General features: G+C 60.4%; 1 protein-coding gene and 1 pseudogene. Both read right to left on the bottom strand.

Annotated features, from left to right (window positions below; all coding sequences use genetic code 11):
- Nucleotides 1-676, bottom strand: a pseudogene (locus CP49_RS17010) (SagB/ThcOx family dehydrogenase); the annotation flags it as partial.
- 12 nt (nt 677-688) lie between these two features.
- Entirely contained in the window at nt 689-2,938 is a 2,250-nt protein-coding gene (locus tag CP49_RS17015; protein WP_057851361.1) for a TOMM precursor leader peptide-binding protein, read from the bottom strand.
- Between the last annotated feature and the right edge of the window lie 134 nt (nt 2,939-3,072).

Genomic DNA, 3,072 nt, shown 5'->3' on the forward strand with positions numbered 1-3,072 from the left:
CGAGATCGTGGAAATCCCAGAGAACGAGATTGCCGTCGCCTTCGTTCACCCGGAGGCCGTCGCCGCTTTCCGTATTGAGCTTGAGCAGGAACTGGCTATCCAGCAGCAGTTCGAGCAGATCGAGGTTGAAGGCCGCCACGTGGCGGCGAAGCCCGCTGATCGTCTGAGGCTGCGACAGCGCAACGAGGGTGGCGGCAATGGCGGAATCGCCGATTCGAAACAGCGCGCCGGCGCGCGGCGATTCCAGCACCGTCTCGTTGCCGCGACGGCGAAGATAAGCAAAGCGCGACAGCACGACGGTGTCACTCTCGCCTAGCTTTGCGCGTTGCGGCCAGTATTCGGGGACCTGGGGCTCGATAACCACGAGATCCTGCCCGGCATGCGGAAAAGACAGGCGATATTCGAGCAGCCCGTGCCGCGCCAGCCGATGCACCAGGACATCAACTTCCCTCGCGATGGCGCTCTTGCCGGCAAGAGACGCGAGCGGCAGGCCGTCAGTCAGACTTCGCGCGCGGTCCATCGCGGCCGTGCTCAATTGTCCCAGATTGACGGAATAGCCGTCCACGAAGGCGGCGATGCTTCCGTCCGCCTGCATCTGCAGGGAGAAATGACCGTTCAATCGGGCGGTGATGACTGGCGCAATCTTCCTGGTCGGCTTTTTCCGGGGAGCGCGCACAAATGACCCTTTTCAGGTGTGCGGCAGGAACTGCGTGAGTTCGCTTTCCTGCCGCGGGCGATCCAACAATCCAAGCCTCACGGGAACATCGTAAAGCCGGCCCGGTGCGAAGCGGCGATAGAAATGCCGCAAGCCTGGAACGAGCACTCGAACGACCGGGACTTCAACGTCGGGCCGCGTCTGGTCGAGCACGAGGAAATCGTAACCTGCGTTGGTCGCGATCTCGACACAGGCATTCACCTGATCGCGCGTATTGTCGTGAACCTTGAGGTCGGGAGCCGGCGGAACGATCGGATTGTCGCTCGGGATCAGGAACGGATAATCTTCCAGGCGCAGCGGATTGATACCGTCAAGCGATGGCTTCTCGCCGCTGGCGCCGCCCATCATGCCGATTGACATGAACTGGGTCAGCTCGGTGAGCGAACGCAGCAGGGCTATGCGGCGATCGAAATGCGCGCCGGAACCAAACTCGATATTCTCGTGGCCGTTCTGCATCCAGTGCATGATCGCCACATATGTGGGAATGCCGAGATCGCTGGTGACATCGAGCACCCACAGCCGGCGCCCGGCATCGGCAAACTGGGCTTGCAGATCCCGGACATAGGAATCGTCGAATTGCTTAAGGTCAACTTCAGCACGCTGCAGCCGGTTGTACCACCAGATGGCGTAGGCATCGCGCTCGATCAGTTCGAGGAAGCCCTGAACGATGGCTTCCTCGCGGGTGTTGCCGGCCGCGCAACCGTTGGAATCCGTATGGAAGCCGCCATAAAAGAAGTAGAGCAGACCGGTCGGAAGATACTTGAAACGCTTGTCGCGCAACGACCAAACCGGCGACCACTCGGTTCTGGTCGAGGGATCGAGAGGCTCAGGAACCGGATGTGAATCGTCCGGCTGATGATCATGCCTGTTTTGAAACTGCGTTTCGCTGAAAAGTTGGACGCCATTCGGATGAAGGGCGTCGCCGGGCGCGAAATCGGTAAAGCGGCGCGCCGTCCTGATCTCGTCACCCTGGAAAATGCCCGAATAGCGTTCGATGGCCTCCATCAGCGCACTGGCCTCGCCCTGCTCGGCCGTGGAGCCTTTGCCGAAGCTGCCGCCGCTCAACCCGGACCTGAGCTGATCGACGCTTTGGGCCGGCCCAGAGAAATTGTGATAGGCGAAAAAATTGGTGTTCATCGGCAGATCGACCTCGATCCGCTCGAGCCGCGTAACTACGCCGGTCAGCGGGCTTACATGCTTGCGGAAACGCGCCACGGTGGCCCGAGAGGTCACGGTGCGATATCCACCGCTGGTCATGATGAGCTTGCTGCCTTCGGCGATCTCGATTGACGCCGCCGCCCGGCGTGGACTCTGCAGTTTCTTGCTGCCGCAGGTGGGGCATTGCGGGCGTCGCGCGACAAAGTGCTTGGCGATGACCGCGCCGGTCAGATCAAGGCTCGCAATATGATCGCGCAGATCTGTGCGAAAGCCTGAGGCAATCGCTTTCGTGATTTCGACGGCGGCGAGGTGGATTGCGGTCTGTCCAACGGTGTCTTGGACCAGGGGCGATACGGCGACCGCCTGCGCGGGTCCGCGGTCGAGAAATCCCTTGATCTCCCGGTTGCGTATCATGCGATCGAACAGACAGTTCCAGCAGGCGCTCTCGCCCGGTTTGAACACAGGCCCCACCAGCGGAAACACGCCGGACGGCTGCACCAGCAGCCAAGGCGTCTTGGCGGCCACGCGTTGCAGGTTCATCTCGGCCAGCCGCCGGTCGAGATAGTCGTTCACCAGCGTGATCGTGAGCTTGGGCGAACGCTTGGCGATCTGAACGCCGAGTTTGCTCAAGGCCACAGCAAGTTCTTTGGCACCTTTGACATCGATCGATTCCACCTGCACGGGCCAATTTCGGAGATTCTGCTCCGCGACCTCGGGAGGCAGGCCGAGGCTCGCCCAATATCCAGCGACGGCGCCGTCGAATGCATGCGATGTTCCTGCAACGACGACGTATCGGCGCTCGAGCAGCCGCTTGATCGCTTCTTCTATCTTGTCGGTCGGATAGCTCTTCGAAAGCTGGCGAACGATCTCTGGCGCAGACTTTCCATTTTTTCCGATCGCCGTGGCCACCGCACAATACAGATCCCCGTGCAGGAAGAACTTTCGATCATCCGAATAGAGGCAGACCACATCGGGAGGAAGTACATAGGCGGTGAAGTTCGGCGCAAATCGCAAGATGTCCTTGCGGGTCTGCCTCGCAACGCGGCTCTTGCGATTGGCTGTCATGGGGGCAGCACGCGGATTTTGTTACCTGTCATTTCAGATCGCCACCGCACCGCGAACCGTTGGACTCATGTACCGACGTCGACTGGTATTGTTCGATTGAGTTGGAATACACACGCTTGTCATCGGCAAGCTGC

It is taken from the genome of Bradyrhizobium valentinum, from assembly GCF_001440405.1.
Classification (GTDB): domain Bacteria; phylum Pseudomonadota; class Alphaproteobacteria; order Rhizobiales; family Xanthobacteraceae; genus Bradyrhizobium; species Bradyrhizobium valentinum.

What these genes read in the sequence shown, in the direction of transcription:
- CP49_RS17015 (WP_057851361.1), bottom strand. Translation starts at nt 2,938, where the DNA reads ATGACAGCCAATCGCAAGAGCCGCGTTGCGAGGCAGACCCGCAAGGAC.